The organism is Aquitalea sp. ASV15, from assembly GCF_016429115.1.
Lineage (GTDB): Bacteria > Pseudomonadota > Gammaproteobacteria > Burkholderiales > Chromobacteriaceae > Aquitalea > Aquitalea magnusonii.
On sequence record NZ_JAELTZ010000246.1, the window covers coordinates 1 to 253 of the forward strand.

A 253-nucleotide genomic window follows, 5' to 3' on the forward strand; every position below is an offset into this window, starting at 1 on the left:
GGGGGGGGGGGGGGGGGGGGGGGGGGGGGGGGGGGGGGGGGGGGGGGGGGGGGGGGGGGGGGGGGGGGGGGGGGGGGGGGGGGGGGGGGGGGGGGGGGGGGGGGGGGGGGGGGGGGGGGGGGGGGGGCGGGGGGGGGGGGGGGGGGGGGGGGGGGGGGGGGGGGGGGGGGGGGGGGGGGGGGGGGGGGGGGGGGGGGGGGGGGGGGGGGGGGGGGGGGGGGGGGGGGGGGGGGGGGGGGGGGGGGGGGGGGGG

1 protein-coding gene is annotated in these 253 nt (G+C 100.0%); it reads right to left on the bottom strand.

The genetic code is table 11. The features are described from left to right. A partial coding sequence (locus JHD64_RS22585) for a hypothetical protein (protein WP_199055829.1) occupies positions 1-253 on the bottom strand: 253 nt, incomplete at both ends.